Source organism: Aliiroseovarius sp. (assembly GCF_965228805.1).
In the GTDB taxonomy this organism is placed as follows: domain Bacteria; phylum Pseudomonadota; class Alphaproteobacteria; order Rhodobacterales; family Rhodobacteraceae; genus JASBTN01.
The window spans coordinates 767,161-782,684 of the sequence record NZ_CBDDIE010000003.1 but is presented as its reverse complement, the minus strand read 5'-3'; the positions used below and the strand labels follow the sequence as shown (position 1 = coordinate 782,684).

General features: G+C 63.5%; 17 protein-coding genes and 1 pseudogene. 7 read left to right on the top strand and 11 right to left on the bottom strand.

The features are described from left to right. Window positions 1–380: 380 nt before the first annotated feature. From ACO07D_RS05000 to ACO07D_RS04980, 5 genes are all read right to left on the bottom strand, one after another. Window positions 381–551, bottom strand: coding sequence for a hypothetical protein (locus tag ACO07D_RS05000; protein WP_421701857.1), 171 nt, complete (start codon window positions 549–551; stop codon window positions 381–383). Then, window positions 551–1,399, bottom strand: coding sequence for a hypothetical protein (locus tag ACO07D_RS04995; RefSeq protein ID WP_421701856.1), 849 nt, complete (start codon window positions 1,397–1,399; stop codon window positions 551–553). The genes ACO07D_RS05000 and ACO07D_RS04995 overlap by 1 nt, the downstream gene beginning before the upstream one ends. Before the next feature lie 7 nt (window positions 1,400–1,406). Beyond that, on the bottom strand, window positions 1,407–3,593 hold the full coding sequence (locus tag ACO07D_RS04990) for a type VI secretion system Vgr family protein (protein ID WP_421701855.1): 2,187 nt from the start codon (window positions 3,591–3,593) through the stop codon (window positions 1,407–1,409). Window positions 3,594–3,856: 263 nt separating this feature from the next. Continuing rightward, complete coding sequence (locus ACO07D_RS04985) at window positions 3,857–4,117, bottom strand: DUF6455 family protein (RefSeq protein WP_421701854.1); 261 nt, start codon at window positions 4,115–4,117, stop codon at window positions 3,857–3,859. Between the two features lie 83 nt (window positions 4,118–4,200). Beyond that, the gene (locus tag ACO07D_RS04980) at window positions 4,201–4,923 is read right to left on the bottom strand and encodes a M48 family metalloprotease (RefSeq protein ID WP_421701853.1); all 723 of its coding nucleotides are present in this window, start codon (window positions 4,921–4,923) and stop codon (window positions 4,201–4,203) included. Window positions 4,924–5,008: 85 nt separating this feature from the next. On the opposite strand from ACO07D_RS04980, the gene ACO07D_RS04975 reads away from it, so the two are divergent. Continuing rightward, entirely contained in the window at window positions 5,009–5,284 is a 276-nt protein-coding gene (locus ACO07D_RS04975; protein WP_421701852.1) for a hypothetical protein, read from the top strand. A gap of 66 nt (window positions 5,285–5,350) precedes the next feature. On the opposite strand, the gene ACO07D_RS04970 is transcribed toward ACO07D_RS04975, so the two are convergent. After that, on the bottom strand, window positions 5,351–5,605 hold the full coding sequence (locus ACO07D_RS04970) for a DUF167 domain-containing protein (protein ID WP_421701851.1): 255 nt from the start codon (window positions 5,603–5,605) through the stop codon (window positions 5,351–5,353). Window positions 5,606–5,675: 70 nt separating this feature from the next. Here ACO07D_RS04970 and ACO07D_RS04965 point away from each other — a divergent pair, with 70 nt between their 5' ends. The 4 genes and pseudogenes from ACO07D_RS04965 (at window position 5,676) to ACO07D_RS04950 (ending at window position 8,868) form a co-directional block, all read left to right on the top strand. After that, window positions 5,676–6,788, top strand: coding sequence for a class II histone deacetylase (locus ACO07D_RS04965; protein ID WP_421701850.1), 1,113 nt, complete (start codon window positions 5,676–5,678; stop codon window positions 6,786–6,788). Between the two features lie 48 nt (window positions 6,789–6,836). Then, complete coding sequence (locus ACO07D_RS04960; protein ID WP_421701849.1) at window positions 6,837–7,415, top strand: nitroreductase family protein; 579 nt, start codon at window positions 6,837–6,839, stop codon at window positions 7,413–7,415. Then, entirely contained in the window at window positions 7,415–8,104 is a 690-nt protein-coding gene (locus ACO07D_RS04955) for an EI24 domain-containing protein (RefSeq protein ID WP_421701848.1), read from the top strand. The genes ACO07D_RS04960 and ACO07D_RS04955 overlap by 1 nt, the downstream gene beginning before the upstream one ends. Window positions 8,105–8,212: 108 nt before the next feature. Continuing rightward, window positions 8,213–8,868, top strand: a pseudogene (locus tag ACO07D_RS04950) (YrbL family protein). Window positions 8,869–8,922: 54 nt separating this feature from the next. Here the strand turns inward: ACO07D_RS04950 and ACO07D_RS04945 are convergent. Next, on the bottom strand, window positions 8,923–9,207 hold the full coding sequence (locus ACO07D_RS04945) for a DUF1467 family protein (RefSeq protein ID WP_421701847.1): 285 nt from the start codon (window positions 9,205–9,207) through the stop codon (window positions 8,923–8,925). A gap of 3 nt (window positions 9,208–9,210) precedes the next feature. After that, the gene (mce, locus tag ACO07D_RS04940; RefSeq protein ID WP_421701846.1) at window positions 9,211–9,615 is read right to left on the bottom strand and encodes a methylmalonyl-CoA epimerase; all 405 of its coding nucleotides are present in this window, start codon (window positions 9,613–9,615) and stop codon (window positions 9,211–9,213) included. 160 nt (window positions 9,616–9,775) lie between these two features. Here mce and ACO07D_RS04935 point away from each other — a divergent pair, with 160 nt between their 5' ends. Further along, window positions 9,776–10,495 (top strand): response regulator, encoded by a 720-nt coding sequence (locus tag ACO07D_RS04935; RefSeq protein ID WP_421701845.1) that lies wholly within the window; start codon window positions 9,776–9,778, stop codon window positions 10,493–10,495. 172 nt (window positions 10,496–10,667) lie between these two features. Continuing rightward, window positions 10,668–10,868 (top strand): hypothetical protein, encoded by a 201-nt coding sequence (locus tag ACO07D_RS04930; RefSeq protein WP_421701844.1) that lies wholly within the window; start codon window positions 10,668–10,670, stop codon window positions 10,866–10,868. Between the two features lie 10 nt (window positions 10,869–10,878). Here ACO07D_RS04930 and ACO07D_RS04925 read toward each other — a convergent pair whose 3' ends face one another. The 3 genes from ACO07D_RS04925 to aspS all read right to left on the bottom strand — a co-directional run bounded on the left by ACO07D_RS04925 (window position 10,879) and on the right by aspS (window position 15,385). Next, on the bottom strand, window positions 10,879–12,075 hold the full coding sequence (locus tag ACO07D_RS04925; protein WP_421701843.1) for a DUF1501 domain-containing protein: 1,197 nt from the start codon (window positions 12,073–12,075) through the stop codon (window positions 10,879–10,881). 16 nt (window positions 12,076–12,091) lie between these two features. Further along, window positions 12,092–13,450 (bottom strand): DUF1800 domain-containing protein, encoded by a 1,359-nt coding sequence (locus ACO07D_RS04920; RefSeq protein WP_421701842.1) that lies wholly within the window; start codon window positions 13,448–13,450, stop codon window positions 12,092–12,094. Window positions 13,451–13,534: 84 nt separating this feature from the next. After that, window positions 13,535–15,385: an aspartate--tRNA ligase gene (gene aspS / locus ACO07D_RS04915; protein ID WP_421701841.1), complete on the bottom strand. Its 1,851-nt coding sequence runs from the start codon at window positions 15,383–15,385 to the stop codon at window positions 13,535–13,537. Between the last annotated feature and the right edge of the window lie 139 nt (window positions 15,386–15,524).

Here is a 15,524-nt window from a genome sequence, read left to right as displayed (position 1 = left end):
CCAATAAACACATCTCCAGAGCCGCTTTCGACGGTCCCGCCGCCGTCAATGGCATCGCCGACGCGTCCAGCAGGCTTTCCGTTGATGAACACACCGCCAGATCCAACCGCCAGCGCCGCCCGTGCGGAGGATGCTTGGGCTTTGAGTGCGGCGCAAAAGCGTCCCTCACGCGCAAAGCCGGTTTCCCATTGATACCGACATCACCGCTGCCTTCTGTGGCTGGTGTCGGCGGGAACCCATTGTGTTCAGACCCGGTGTCGCCTTCTCGTCCCGCCGCTAGCATAATGTGCTCTCCAAAATTTTGTTTCTGCTCTACGCACGGGGTTTCAGACGCTATCGGCACATTCCGTTGCCAAGGGCAATTCCATCGGCTCGGAAAATCAAGTACTACGAAACAAAAAGAACCCGATCACCATGAGCACAATTCCAACTGCAACCATGATATATATCTCCGCCACGAAAGAACCGAGCACAATCATCAGGCCAATCCCTGTGAGCAGTTGACCGAGTATGTCTGAAACGAGCCCCAAAACAAAGCGAATGAACTTCATTAGCTTCGCCCTCCGCTCGAGCCAAAATCGAGCAATGCCTGAATGAACTCGCGATACAGCACGAAGTCATCGCCGAGCGCATCCATAAATTCTGCGTTTTCCGTAAGTGTTTGCGCTACCCGAAAAAGTGAAACATACGTGTCACTGTCGATAGAGTGGTCTGCATCGCCTGTAATCCAAGAAATGAATATCTCTATGATGCCGAAATTAGAAGGGTGGTTAATAGAAGCGTGAATGGCTGATCCCCACATAAGCATGATCGTATTAGTCCATGCGACTCCGCGCATCTCGAGACTACCACCGCCCCGTCGTCTGATCCGTGACTTCATCCAGCGCGTAAAAAATTGTCCTGAAGCATAGCGCCCGACGATCTGTGCGCGCCGTGCCTCATCGGGAACCGCGCGATCAATTGCATCGTTGAACAAGTTCCGGTCCGCCTCCGACAGGTGATCACGTGCCAAATTTTGCGCCGTTTCATTGGTCAGCAGCCGCCAAAGCAGGCCTCGGAAAATCAGATAGTAAATAACACGAACCCCTGCACCAAGGACGCCGAGAATGCGATCACGGTGATAAAAGCAGTTCTGCTGCACATGAGGGCCATAAAAACCGGCGTGTCCCACGACCCAATGGATACAGAGCGTGTAATCGAAGGGCCACGAATAGGCCCCCTCTGCTGTACCACCGACGATAGCCTGAAAGCGCTCCCAAGCCGTTTGCGGATTTTTATTCGCCGCAGCTACTAGAAAATCAGGGTCTCCTGCATCGATCTCGATCTGAAGCGCTTCGTCGTCTGCTTGCCCTCCGCCGAGGACAATTTCTCCATTATATGCAATTCCATCTTGGGGCATATCGTCCTCAATTTAAATCTATGCGACTAGACAAAACCTCAAAAGTCGCTTTCGCCTTTGTTGCCATGGCCTTAGTGAAAATTGTGATCCGATCTTTGAAGGACTGGTTTAGCGTGATCCCGCTCATTTGGACACGTCCGTCAGCATGCAGCGTGATGCGTGCCTTTCCACAAATTAATTCTAGCTTCCTTGCCGCCTGGATGACGCGCTTAGAGCCAGCGCTTTCGGTATGGTTCTTGGCCACAGCAACGTCGAGATGTGTACCTACATCAAGAGACATGTCTTTCGACATTTGTTGATCCCAACGCCCACCAACCGAGAACAACACGTTGCGATCAATCATTGAACTGCTGGACCCTTCAACGCGAAGCGCATAATTACCTTCCCCGCGCTCAGCACGCCCGCGTTCACCGTAATTCACGCCAGCCGCTGGGATGCCTTGCCAATGATCTTCAATCGCGTGAGGCACAATGTCGTCTAGGTAGCTCCGGCCAATACTCAGCGTCATATTGCCACCTACAACATCATCGCTGTTATTTTCGACCTCCGCAGCGCGGTTGTGGCCCACACTTTGTACCCAGTTGTTGTCGATACGTTCTGTGTGATTGTGCAGGATTTTTTCGTTCCGGTCTTTCTGGGCATGCACGAATATTTCTTCTCGCCCCTTTTCATCCTCAAACCGCAGTTCATTGAACCCGCGCCCTTTGTGTGTATCGGTTTTGAAGGTCGACCGTGTCTTATACTTTGGCAGCTCATATGGCGGTTTGTTTTTACCGTTATAGACACAGCCGGTGACAATGGGTTTGTCCGGATCTCCCCGCAGGTGTTCGACGATGACTTCCATGCCGATGCGGGGGATGACCATGCCACCCCAGCCTTGGCTCGCCCAGTTCTGGCTCACGCGCACCCGCATGGTATGCGCCTTTTCGCAGTCCCAGTGGAAGCGCACCAGAATGCGGCCGTGTTCGTCGCAATCGATCTCGCCGTCGCCCACCACTACGGCTGTCTCCGGCCCCTGCACACGCGAGCCGGTGGTGCGGCGCTCGGGGCGAAAGGGAGCGGCTTCCGGCAGCAGCACGTAAGCGCCGTCATAAGGCGCCTCATCGCCGCCCCCATCACCCGAGCCATAGGCCTGTGCCCGGAAGCGGTGGCTGGCCTTGAGGCAAACGAATGTCTCACCCGTCGCGCCCGGCACATCATCGCCTGCCAAAGTCACCCGCCAGCCCGCACCCAGGGACACCGCGTCGCCCTCAGCGTGGTGGCGCAGAGCCTGGCCGCGCTCTTCCTCCAGGCGCCGGTCCGCCACGCCGCGCCCCTCGCCCTGGGTCAGGTAGTCGCCGGGCCAGTCGTAGCTCTCGATATCGCTGCTGGGGTGGGCGGCCTCGCTGAGTTGCTCGGTCTCCTGCGCGGCATTGGGAATCTTGAAGTTGTACTCGGTCAGCCGCACCGCTCCGGTTGTGATGCGCTGCGACGGGGACCAGCTGCGGAAATGCTCCTCTTCGTGGCGGTGATAGCCCGCGACACCGTAATAGGGCCGAGACAGGCCCGGCACCTGCGGCAGGCTGAAGGCCGCATCGCTCAGCAGCATCGTGTGTGAACCCGCCTCATGCCGCCAGGACCAGGTGATGCCGTGGCGCTCCAGCTGGCGGCGCACAAAATCCGCGTCAGACTCGCCGTATTGCACGGTGTATTCCAGCACCGGATAATCGTCAGAGACCTGCACCTCCAGATGCGGATGTCCGAGGCCTGCATAGGCGCTGAGCACTTCCTGAACGATTTCAATCACGGTTTTGCTGTGGAAAATCCGAATGTTGCGCCTAAGGCCCGCCACATGCAGCCAAGGACGCAGCAGCAGATCATAGCGGAACCCGTTCTCAAACGCGCCGCGCTGGCGGGCCTCGCAGACGGTCCCGTCAAAGGCGCGGGTTCCCTGCCCATGATTAATCTCCACCGTTGCATGCGTACCCAGAAGAGCGGTCAGATCCAGCCCGTCCTCGGCCGCCAGCGCCTCAACGCGCCATTCAAAATCCCCTGACAGCTCCTCGCTGCCATCCATGCGCAGCAGCACCAGACTGTCCGCGCCAAGCACGGTCGACAGGCGGCCCTGCCGGTCCTGCTGAGAAAAATGCGTGTTCATAAATCCACAAAACAACCAATGCGGGAAGTGTTTACGCGGTTTGCGGCGGACCTGCAAGGCGGCAGCGAACTGGAAGGAGCGTTTCCTGACAGAGGGTTGATCTAGCCGGGGCAGTGCTCATCAGCAGCACTATCAGCGGGAAAGATCCAGCAAGCTGACATTCATGACGCATGCGGCATTCGGCAAAATGGGCTCAAAGCCGTCACTCATCGCTCGCTGCACGTTTTCCACGTCTTGGGCGTTGGGTCAGTTCACGACCTGCGGGTCAAAGCCCGGGGATGTTCGCCGCTGGCGCCGGAGGCAGGGCAAGCGCCCCCGCCTCAGCCGTACTCCCGCAGGTTTTCCAAGAGCGCCTTGTTGCGGCAGATGCCCGGCGCGTGGGTGGCGCCGTCATTACGCTGCTCCATCCACAGCTCGCAGCCCTCGGGGTCGGGGCAGTCCATGCAGCGCACCACCGCGCCGTCGAGCTGCTGGAAGGTGAGCCGGGCGCGCTCCATCTCGCGGCGCAGGTCCAGGCCCAGGGTGTCGGCCATGCGGTCGACAAGGTTGGCGTGATGGTCATATCCGGATTTCAGCGGCATGGCGGCGGTCCCCCTCTGGTTTTCTCAAGAAAACGTCGAATCAGGGGGCTCCGCCTTGATCCCGGTCAAGTGGCACAGGGGCGCTACATACCCGCCACGGCACGGCGCACGGTCTGCAGGCGCTGGGCGTTGGGCGGGTGGGTGCCCAGGTACTTGTGCCCCGGATCGCGCATGCGCCGGAAATATTGCGACCCGGTGATGGCATCATAGCCCGCGATTTCAGTGATCACCGCGCCCAGGGCGTCGGCCTCCAGCTCGAACTCCTTGGAAAAGCCGCTGATCGCAATGAGCCCGCCCAAGGCGGCGGCCTGTTGGGTTTCTTCTTCGCTCGCACCGGCCACATGGGCGGCCACTTCGCCCGCGATCCAACCCGCGATCAGCGCCTCGGTCTTGACCGGCAGATGGCCGCGAATGTGATGGGCGGCCTCGTGCCCCATGATGAAGGCGATCTCGTGATCGTTGCGCAGTTCGGCCAGGAGTTTGCGGGTAAAGGCAATGGTTGGCTGGCCGCGCCGGTTCTCGCCCTGATAGGCGTTTGCCGGCGCTTCGGGGTGGGTTTCCACGAAGATCTGGTAGTCGCATTTGCTGCGCGGGGCGCGGGCGCGGCACTCGCGTTCAATCACCGGTTCCATGCGCGCGGCGATGGTGGCATAACGCGCGATCGAGGCATCGCCCGGGAACATGCGCATCGCCACCTCCGGGCTGAAACGCGTCTCCTGCGGGGCCAGCTGCCCACCTCCACCCTGGGTCTCGGGCGTACAGGCGGCCAGGATCAGGCCGATCAGCGCAACGGCAAGGCGGTGCATGGGAAACCTCCGACTGACAATGCCCTGACCATAGGCGCGCTTCTTCGGGCTTTCCAGAGGCCAACTGCCCCGCTAGGCTGACGATATGTTTACCATCGAACACGATTTTGACGCCACCGTGGTCACCCTGGTCGACGAGCGCCGCGAGTTCCTGCGCGAGGATGTGGTGATCAACGCCTTCGACGACTGCGTGACCATCGAACAATGGGAACCGCAGGAGGATCGGGTGCACAAGATCACCCTTTCAATCAGCCAGCTGAAGGACCTCGCCGTGGCGCTGGACCTGCCCGAGGGGATCTACCAACGTGCGCGTCCGGGCGAGATATCGGAAGAGGGTGGGCAGGGCGGCCAATCCGACTGATGGAAAACTATTAAATAGTTTTCACCTGCGGGGCGGTGGCCGTGCTTCGCACGGGGCCGCGGGACCTTACTCCACTCGGAACACCTTGTCCCGACTGGTCGCGCCCCGCACCAGCACCAGCCGGGTTTTCGCCACCCCCAGCGCCTGAGCCAGCAGTTTCACCACCGCCTGATTGGCCTTGCCGCCTTCCGGCACCGTGGTGACCAGCACCCGCAGCCCGTCAGGCCCGTCCTCGACCAGATTGCGCGACGCTTTCGGCGTGACGCGCAAGGCGATTTCGGCGCCCGGTTGGGCCAGGTGGGCAAGCGATCCTTTCTTCATGCCCGCCACCATCCGCGATTGCGCTTTCCGGGGCAAGGCGCGACACTGTTCCCCTTAGGGGGAGGTGCGTATGACCACAGGATTTTTCTGGGACGAGAAATGCTTCTGGCATTCCGGCGGCAATTACGCAGGCACGGTGCCGGTGGGCGGGTTGGTACAGCCGCTCGCGGCCGGTGGGCTGCCGGAAAACCCCGAGACCAAGCGGCGGTTGAAGAACCTGATGGATGTGACCGGCCTGTCGGGAGAGCTGGACATGCTGACCGCCCCGGTCGCCTCGCTGGAAACCCTCGCCCTGGTGCATCCCGCGACCTATCTCAGCGACTTCAAGGCGGCGTCCGACAATGGCGGTGGCGAGCTGGGCCTGCGCACCCCCTTCGGCCAGGGCGGTTATGAGATCGCGGCACTGTCCGCGGGGCTTTCCGTCGCCGCGCTCGATGCGGTGCTGCGTGGCGATCTGACCAACGCTTACGCGCTCTCGCGCCCGCCCGGTCACCACTGTCTGCCGGATTTCCCGAACGGCTTCTGCCTGCTCGCCAACCTCGCCATCGCCATTCGGGCCGGCCGCGCGGCCGATCTGGTGCGCCGGGTCGCCGTCATCGACTGGGACGTGCATCACGGCAACGGGACCGAGGCGGTCTTTCTTTCCGATCCTGACACGCTGACCATTTCTCTCCACCAGGACCGCAACTATCCGCTCGACACCGGCGAGGCGGAGCAGCGCGGCGAAGGCGCGGGCGAGGGCGCGAACATGAACATCCCGCTGCCCCCCGGCGCGGGCCATGCGACCTATATCGAAGCGATGGAGCGGTTGGTGATCCCCGCCGTGCGCGCCTTCGAGCCCGAGGTCATCGTGGTGGCCTGCGGCTATGACGCCGTCGCGCTGGACCCGCTGAGCCGCATGTTGGCCACCGCCGACACCTTCCGCCAGATGACCCGCATGACCCTGGATTTGGCCGCCGAGATCTGCAAGGGCCGCGTGATGATGACCCATGAGGGCGGCTACTCCGAAGTCTGTGTGCCCTTCTGCGGCCATGCGGTGTTGGAGGAAATGTCCGGGTCGCCGATCACCGCCCCCGATCCCCTGGCCGAGACCTTTGCCGCCCGCCAGCCCTCCACCCGCATGCAGGGGATCTATTCCGGCTATCTCGGCGAGCTGGTGGAGTTTTTCGGCCTGTCCGGTTGACGTGGGCCGGTTCAGGTCCGACATGAAAGCGGACATTCGGAGGACCCCATGCCCGCACCCAATCAAGCCGCACTCGATTTCCTGCTGACCCGGCGCTCGCGCCCTGCCAAGACCCTGACCGCCCCGGCACCTTCACGGGACGAGTTGATGCCGCTGCTTGAGGCCGCCGCGCGCACGCCGGATCACGGCAAACTGGAACCCTGGCGTTTCATCGTGCTTGAGAAAGCCGCGCTGACCCGTCTGGCCGGTCTGGTTGGTCCGCGTGCCGAGGCGCTGGGCATTCCCGAGGACAAGGTGGCCAAGGCGCATTCCCAGTTTGCCGATGCGGACCTGGCGGTCGCCGTGATCTCGGCCCCTGTGGACAGCGAGAAAGTGCCGCAGATCGAACAGGTGTATTCGGCTGGTGCTGCCTGTCTGGCGCTGCTGAATGCCGCTCTGGCGGCCGGTTGGGGGGCGAACTGGCTGTCTGGCTGGCCCAGCCATGACCGCACCTTTGTCACCGAAGCCCTGGGCTTGGCCGAGCACGAAAGCGTCGCCGGTTTCATCCATATCGGCACCGAGACCTGCGCCCCGCCCGAACGCCCCCGCCCGGATCTGGACGCGAAAACCAGCTGGGTGGCCGACTGATGCTGGGCGATTTCTTCACCGCGCTGGGCCAGATGGGCGATGCACGTTTTCGCCGCGTGCTGCTTCTGGGTCTTGGCCTGACCATCGGGCTGCTTGCTGCCGTGACCGTGGGCCTGTTCTGGCTGGCTGGCTGGTTGGTGCCCGACACGTTCTCGCTGCCTTGGGTGGGCGAGGTCGGCGGCATCGACACCGTCGCCAGCTGGCTGATGGTCGTCTTGATGCTGGTCCTGTCGGTCGTGCTGATGGTGCCGGTGGCGGCGGCCTTTACCGGCATCTTCCTCGACGACGTCGCCGCCGCGGTTGAGGATATGCACTACCCCCAGCTTCCCCCCATAGGCTCGGTCCCCCTGGGCGAGACGATCCGCGACAGCATCGGATTTTTCGGTGTGGTGGTCGGCGTGAACCTGATCGCACTTGTGCTGTTCTTCTTCGTGGGGCCCTTGGCACCGATGCTGTTCTGGGCGGTGAACGGGTATCTTCTGGGGCGTGAATACTTCCAGATGGCCGCCATCCGCCGCCTGGGCCGCGAAGGCGCCAACCGCCTGCGCGCACGCCATTCCGGGCAGATCTGGCTGGCAGGCACGCTCATGGCGGTGCCCCTGGCGGTGCCGCTTCTGAACCTGCTGATCCCGGTGATTGGTGCGGCCACCTTTACCCATATGTTCCACCGCCTGAACGCCAAGTCCTAAGCCCGGGAACAGGCAACGCGCGCTGGCCCCCTCCCGACGTGGGCGGGGCCAGTGGATTGCTGCCAATGCAACGGTTTGTTCTGCAGCCCGGGCAGCTCCCGAAGTGACATGAAGCGACGACGGCCCGACATGTGCAAGACCCAGACCATCAATCTGATCGAATCGGAGTACCTTGCCGAAGGCAATACGCGCCGGGTCTATCTTCACCCGGATCGGGATGACGTGATCATCAAGATCGCCAAGCCCAACAACATGCCCTGGCTGAAACGCTACGTGCGCCCCCTGAACCGTCGGTTCGGCCCCCTGCGCAACGAATACCGCGAGTATGAAGCCTATTTCGCCTATGTCTCCCAACGTGGCGATCTGCCGCCCTTCCTGCCGGTGCTCAAGGGCTTCGTGAAGACCAACCTGGGGGTTGGCCTGATGTCCGAGAAAATCTCGGATGAACAGGGCGGCCTGGCCCCAGCCTGCGCGATTACGTTACCCGGAACGGGCTGTCGCCGCAGGTCAAGGAGCTGATCCACGAGTTGGTCGATGATCTTCTGGAGCACCACTACGTGGTCAACGATCTGACTGCCAAGAATGTGGTGATCGGCCGCAACAGCGCGGGCGTCTTCCGGGTCTATGCGGTGGATGGCGGATGGGATCAGACCCTGATCCGGCTGCGGACCTATTCGCGCACTGCCTTTGACCGCTGGTTGCAGGGGCGGCTGGCGCGCATGCTGAGCGATCTGGAAAGGTTCGAGGCCGCCGGTCAAGCCTGACGACCCGGACCTGCTGCGCATGGCCCGGGTGGCCTCGGCCCCAGGGCTGGCCTGTCAGAGCGGCTCGGCAGGCGCCTCGTAGCGATTAAACCAGTCCAGGTCCTCGACCGTGATCCAGCCCGACAGGATGATGCCCGCAATGATGATCCACAAGACCGTCGCGATCCCCGTGACGATCAGCATCGTGCGTTTCACACGGAAATTGGCCGGGGCGCCCGCGTGGGTCCCCGGCACCACCTCGCCCTCGTCGCCCTGGGTGCGCAGGCGCACCGGCAGGGTCACGAACATGGTCATGAACCAGATCACGGCATAAAGCACGATGGCGGCGGTGATGGACATGGCTCAGACCTGCTCCAGCTCGACCAGGGTGCCGTTGAAATCCTTCGGATGCAGGAACAGGACCGGCTTGCCATGGGCGCCGATCTTGGGCTCGCCGGTGCCCAGCACCCGGGCGCCTTCCGCCTTCAGCTTGTCACGCGCGGCCAGGATGTCCTCGACCTCGTAACAGATGTGGTGAATGCCGCCCGAGGGGTTCTTTTCCAGGAACCCGGCAATCGGGCTGTTGTCGCCCAGCGGGTAGAGCAGCTCGATCTTGGTGTTGGGCAGGGTGATGAAGACGACGGTGACGCCGTGATCGGGTTCGTCCTGCGGCGCGCCCACATCGGCCCCCAGGGTGCCCGCATATTGGGCGGAGGCGGCCTCCAGGTCCGGCACGGCAATGGCCACGTGGTTCAGGCGTCCGATCATCTTCTGTCTCCTCTTTCTCCGTTGGCCCGCTTATGCCGCGTGGGTGCCCCTGGGGCAAGCCGTGACCCTACGTTGAAAACCCGTTGAATGGCCCGCAGGCGGCGTTAACGCCGTATTAGGTAAATGCATGTTCACTCCTTTGGCAGAAAGGAGACATGACATGAGCGATGATCTTGAACGCTATGTCCTGAGCCGTCCGCCCACCGCCGATAGGCCGCTCCAGGGCATGACCGTGCTGGTGGTCGAAGACAGCCGTTTTGCAAGCGAGGCGATCCGCCTTCTGTGTTTGCGCTCCGGCGCCCGGATCAGGCGGGCCGACAGCCTGGCCGCCGCGCACCGCCATCTGGCGGTCTACCGCCCCTCGATCATCATCGTGGACATGGGCCTGCCGGACGGCTCCGGTGCCGATCTGATCCATGAACTTTCCAGCGCCCAGCCCCGTGTGCCGGTGCTGCTGGGGATCAGCGGTGATATGGATGGTGAGGCGCTGGCGCTGGAGGCCGGTGCCGATGGCTTCCTGCCCAAGCCATTGGAGAGTCTGGCACAATTCCAGCAATCCGTACTGGCGCATCTACCCGCAGGCGAGGGGCCGACCGGTCCGCGCAAACTGCCCAGTGAGGTGGTTCACCCGGATATGCTGGCCTATCAGGATGACCTGACCCATATCGCCGAAGTGATCAGCGAAGCCCCCGACGGGCAGACGCTGGACTACATTGCACAGTTCCTGTCGGGCGTGGCCATGTGCGCTCATGACGATAGCCTGGAAGCGGCTGCCGTGAGCCTCGCCAATTCCCGCGCGAAGGGGCGGGGCACCGGTTCCGATGTCGCGCGGGTTGCGGGTATCGTGCAGGAACGGCTGGATCGCCGCGCCTCGATCTGACCCCTCTGCGGGGCGCGCGAATCGCCCCGCACATGTGGCGCAGGCTCCACCGGATTTCCCCGCGTTTTCCCCACTGCCTGCGCAATTTCGCCCCAATCACGCTCAAGACTGACCCCAAGCCCGCAGAATTTGTGCGGGACGTATGTGTAACGTAACTTTGGGAGGTGTCTTGATGATCTCGATTTCGACGCTCAAGCGATTTTTGGCGGAACAGGATGGCAATGCGGTGATTGACTGGACCGTCTTGCTGGCGGGCTCCGTGATGATGGCCCTTGCGGTCGTGATGACCATTACCGACAATGTCGACAGCATTACCGAGGACACCTCGGACCGGATGGAAAGCATCGAGGTCAACCCGACCGGCAGCGCCTGATCCCCCTGGATCAGCGCAACAGTCGCGCCCCTTCCGACAGGTCGATGCCCGGAAACACCCGGGTTTCCAGCTCTGCCTGGGACAGGCCGAACAGGCCCGACAGCACCGTGCCCGCATGGGCGCGGATATCACTTGTCGGCAACAGGTCGCGCCGGTCGTAAAGTTCCGCTTCGCCCAAGCCCGGCCAGTCCCCGTGCACCTGACCGCCCCGAACCGCACCGCCTGCCAGGATCATCGCACCGCCGGTGCCGTGATCGGTCCCGCGCGACCCGTTCTGCCGCGCCGTGCGCCCGAACTCCGTCATCGCCATCACGGCTGTCCGCTCCCACAGCGGCCCCAACCCCTCGCGCAGGGTCAAAAGCGCGCCCGCCAACGCCTTCAGCGGGGCTTGGATAGCGCCTGCCTGGTTGTTATGCGTGTCCCACCCCGTCAGCGAAAAGGCGGCAATGCGACTGTCGCCCCGCAGCTGCTCGGCTGCGAAAGCCGCCAGCTTCCGCGCGCCGATGCCCCGCCCAGAGGCACGCATTGACGCCTCCATGCTGCCCATCATATCCGCCTGCTCCACCAGGCCATCGGCGGGCAGGGCGCCGTCGGTCAGCATGATCGCCTCGTCCAGTGCGGCATTGAACAGCGGGTGGTCGTGATACATGCGCCCCAAGAGACGCTGGGCCTGCGGGGTCAGAAGCAGGCCGGAGCCCGGTGACCATGACGACACCGGGGCCTCGCCGTGCATGACCAGCATCTCGCCCTGGCCGACAGCAAATCCGGTGCGCGATGTTGCGCCCGGCAGCAACGCCAAAACCCGGTTCAGCCAGCCATCGCGAATGCGCCCATCCGGCGCGATCCCGGCCTCCAGCAGGTCCTGCCCGTCGAAATGGCTGCGCTTGTCCCGATAGGGGGTCGAGGTCGCATGCACCGCGCCCAGCTCCCCCGCCTGCCACAGAGGCATCAGATCGACGAGCGTCGGATGCAGGCCGAAGAACCCGTCCAGCGGCAGGGTATCTGCGTCCAGATCCGGGCGCAGCGCCGCGAAACCAGGATCGCCCACCGGGCGCAACACATCCAGCCCGTCCATTGCACCGCGCAGGATGATCACCACCAGGCGATTGTCCCCGGGGGCTGCGGCGAGTGTTACGGGCGTGACCAGCGGGCTGGCGGCCAGGCAGCAGCCCATCGTCGTCAACATCTTGCGGCGGGTCAGGGTCATGCCGGCCTCCTCCTCCTCAACGCATCTGGAAGGCGGGGGAGGCCAGGACCAGCCCGACGCCTTCCCATTTCGTCTGTGCCGCGCGGGCGGCAAATTTCGTCTCCGCATCCAGGCGTGATCCCAGCGCCTGGCGGGCCAGATCGCGCGGGTCGGGCAGGGCGGGGCGCAGCAGCGCGGGCACGGTCATCGCCCATTGCAGCCGCGCCGCCAACCCCTGAGGGGTGATCCAATAGCTGGGCTGTTCGGGCCAGCCATCCGGCCCGGCGGGCTGCTCCCACCGCTGCCCCATCAGCGCCATTGGCTGCAGTGCGCCTTGGCGTATCTGCTTGGGGTCCGCCCCCGCGATTTCGTCCGGAGCCACCCCCAGCGCGCGCAGACTGGCCGAGATGAACTCGATCGGTTGGCGTGCCTTTCGCGCGCGCGGGGCCCAGGCGGCGGGGTGCTCCAACAGCGCAGCATAAACGGCTGTCAGATCGCCGTCGGAGTCGCGATAGCGCGCCGCCAGATGCGCCACCAGGCCTTCATCCGGGGTATCGCTGATGAAATGCACTGCCAGTTTGCGTGCCAGGTGGCGGGCGGTGTCGGGATGGGCGGCGATGTCCTCCAGCGCCGCATGCACGTCCTCGATCCGCGGTTTGGCCCCGCCATAGCGCCTGCCCAGGATGACCTCGGCCCCCGGCGTGCCACGCCCGGGACGATAGACCACCTGCATCTCCTTGCTGAACGCATAGCCCGCCAGGAGCTTGGCCAGTTCCCGCACGTCGCGCTGGTCATATGCCCCGCCGACGCCCAGCGTATGCAGCTCCAGGATCTCGCGCGCCAGGTTCTCGTTCAGCCCACGGCCCGAGCGTTCGGCGGCGCGGCTGCCTTCCCCGACCGAGGCGAACTGATCCAGGTAGGCCAGCATCATGGGGTGTTCCACGGCCGCGCGCAGCATGTCGGCAAAGCGCCCGGTCAGGTGCGGGCGAATGGCATCCTGAGTAAAGGTCGCCCCCAGCGCCCGGGCATCGGCGCGTTTGCCGACCACGGTGAAATGATCGGCCCAGAACAGCTCCAACCGTTCGGCAAACCCCACCGGGGCGGCCACGTGGCGAGCCAGGCGTGCGGCGAACCAGGTCAGCCCGCGTTCGCCCATCTGACGCCGATGGGCGCGCAGGGCCTCGTCAGCGCCCGCCTTGCCCTCCTGCTTGTCGTGCCGCAACCGGCGGGCCGTGCGCAGATCATCCAATTGACTGTCGAACCCGGGGATCCGGTGGGGGCTCGCACCCTCCGTCGCGACGCTTGCCAGCAGCGCGCCGGGTCCATCCACCAACTGCGCGCCCGGCCCAAGCCCGGTGCCGAAACGTATCGCCGCAATGTCTGGGTCGAAACGCAAAGGCGCCTCCCACGCATCGGATGCAAATCACACCCATGATACGCGGAAGGCGCCCGTTTCCGTCGCGAAAATCGCGAGGTTTGCTTATTCCTGCGGAATGACGCGCAGGTTGAGCTCGCGCAGCTGTTCGTTCAGCGGCTCGCTGGGGGCGTTCATCATCAGGTCTTCGGCGCGCTGGTTCATCGGGAACATCATGACTTCGCGGATGTTTTCCTGATCGGCCAGCAGCATGACGATGCGGTCGACACCGGCAGCACAGCCACCGTGCGGCGGGGCGCCGTATTGGAAGGCGTTGACCATGCCGCCAAAGCGCTTCTTCACCTCGTCTTCGCCGTAGCCGGCGATTTCGAAGGCCTTGAACATGATCTCCGGCTTGTGGTTCCGGATCGCGCCCGAGACCAGCTCATAGCCGTTGCAGGCCAGGTCATACTGGAACCCGGTGGCCGACAGCGGGTCGGTCTCCAGGATGTCCATGCCGCCCTGGGGCATCGAGAACGGGTTGTGGTCGAAATCGACCTCGCCGGTTTCCTCGTCCTTCTGGAAGATCGGGAAATCGACGATCCAGGCAAAGGCGAACCGGTCCTGGTCGGTCAGGCCGAGTTCGTTGCCGATGACGGTCCGGGCGCGGCCCGCGACACCTTCAAACGCCTTGGGCTTGCCGCCCAGGAAGAAGGCCGCGTCACCCAGGCCCAGGCCCAGTTGCTGACGAATGGCTTCGGTGCGCTGGGGGCCGATGTTCTTGGCCAGCGGGCCGGCGGCTTCCATGCCACCTTCGACCTCGCCGGATTTCAGCTTGGCCTGGGCCTCCTTGACGGTAATGCCCAGCTCCTGCGCCACCGCATCGGCGGTCTTTTCGCGCCAGAAGATGTAACCCATGCCCGGCAGGCCCTCGCCCTGGGCAAACTTGTTCATCCGGTCGCAGAACTTGCGCCCGCCGCCACCGGGGGCGGGGATGGCGCGCACTTCGGTGCCGTCCTGCTCCAGCAGTTTGGCGAAGATGGCAAAGCCCGAGCCGCGGAAGTGCTCCGACACCACCTGCATCTTGATCGGGTTGCGCAGGTCGGGCTTGTCGGTGCCATACCACAGCGCGCTGTCGGCGTAGGAGATCTGCTCCCACTCCTGGTCCACCTTGCGGCCGCCGCCGAACTCTTCGAAGACGCCGCGCAGCACCGGTTGGATCGTGTCGAACACGTCCTGCTGGGTGACAAAGCTCATCTCCATGTCGAGCTGGTAGAAGTCGGTCGGCGAGCGGTCCGCGCGCGGGTCTTCGTCACGGAAGCACGGCGCAATCTGGAAATACTTGTCGAAGCCTGCGACCATCATCAGCTGTTTGAACTGCTGCGGGGCCTGGGGCAGGGCGTAGAACTTGCCGGGATGAAGCCGCGAGGGCACCAGGAAGTCACGCGCGCCTTCGGGGCTCGATGCCGTGATGATCGGCGTCTGGTACTCGCGGAAGCCCTGATCCCACATGCGCTTGCGCATCGACATGACCACGTCCGAGCGCAGCTTCATGTTCTCCTGCATGACCTCGCGGCGCAGGTCCAGGAAGCGGTATTTCAGGCGGGTTTCTTCCGGGTATTCCTGGTCGCCGAACACCATCAGCGGCAGTTCACCGGCGGCGCCCAGCACCTCCAGGTCACGCACGAAAACCTCGACCTCGCCGGTCGGGATCTTGTCGTTGACCAGCTCCGGGTCACGCGCCTTCACATTGCCGTCGATGCGGATGCACCATTCCGAACGCACCTTTTCCATCTCGGCAAACACCGGGCTGTCCGGGTCGCACAGCACCTGGGTAATGCCGTAATGGTCGCGCAGGTCGATGAACAGGATGCCGCCGTGGTCACGAACACGGTGGACCCAGCCCGACAGGCGAACGGTTTCGCCCACGTTGGATTTGTTCAGATCGGCGCAGGTATGGCTGCGAAAGGCGTGCATGGTCGGCTCCCGATTGGGGGTAAAAGAAGTCACGCGCCGATACACCCGCCTTGGCGGACAAAGTCAAGGCAATAGCGAAATCCTGACCGGTTGGTCAGCTTGTCACCAGTGATTTTTCCGCTAATCTGGCAGCATTGCG